Here is an 820-nt window from a genome sequence, read left to right as displayed (position 1 = left end):
CTGTTCAGAGGTTATAGTCTTTCCAGGGGTCGATATTCCCCGGCAGATGTTCATTCACCCGATCCACGACGGCATCACAGACCTGGTTTTCCAGATCGCGAAGGATTTTGTCCAGGCTGGGGAATTGTGGAAGAGTGATGCTGACGTCCTTAATGCGGGACAGGCAGGACTGCAGGGAGGAGGCGACGTCGTTTTCTCGCTGTGACCATGCCTGGCTGGCTGTGCGCGCCCGCTCCCAGGCGGCTTTGCTGCCGGCTTCTGCGGCAGCACCTGCCCGACAGGTTGCTGCCACGGCAGCCGGAGAAGCCAGCGAGATGCTGGTCAGTATGACCAGCAGCGTTTTTTTCATGTTCATGGTCGTCCTTACCGGCTCACAGGCCGGGGCTGTGGGATTGTGCCTGTTGCAGAGTTTTTTCCTGCCTGTCCTCCGCCTTTTGGCTGTCAGACCACTCTTTCCAGGTCTGCTCAAAACCCAGAGAGCGGAAAAGCTTGTCCGGTTGCTCTTCCGGTTTGTGGATGGCGGCAAACAACGGGGAGTCCTGTTGCTTCAGGTGAAACTGCATTATTTGTGGGGACGGACGTTGATGAGTATTCTCATCATGGTTAACAGCTTCACCGTAACCGGCAAACTGCAGACCGTTATCCGTCAGGGCATTGATGACCAGCTGACGGTTGTCAGCTGACGGGGTGGCCAGTGCCGGGTAAAGGGTGCCGTTCAGGCGGACCACGCCCTGCAGATGATCATCTGCGCTGTGGACCAGCAGAAGATTCAACTGACGATTGTCCTTATCGGCAGAGGCGATGGCTGGTATCAGTTCAT

Annotated in this window: 1 protein-coding gene and 1 pseudogene; both read right to left on the bottom strand. The window is 56.6% G+C overall.

Going from position 1 to position 820, the window contains the following annotated elements:
• Positions 1 to 4 precede the first annotated feature (4 nt).
• Positions 5 to 355: a hypothetical protein gene (locus tag E0D98_RS25000; RefSeq protein ID WP_001056369.1), complete on the bottom strand. Its 351-nt coding sequence runs from the start codon at positions 353 to 355 to the stop codon at positions 5 to 7.
• A gap of 16 nt (positions 356 to 371) precedes the next feature.
• Positions 372 to 820 (bottom strand): annotated as a pseudogene (locus E0D98_RS24995) (hypothetical protein); the annotation flags it as partial.

It is taken from the genome of Escherichia sp. KCJ4928, assembly GCF_004352695.1.
Classification (GTDB): Bacteria; Pseudomonadota; Gammaproteobacteria; order Enterobacterales; family Enterobacteriaceae; genus ECMA0423.
Note: the sequence above shows the minus strand (reverse complement) of the source record. Positions and strands in the feature narration are given on the sequence as shown.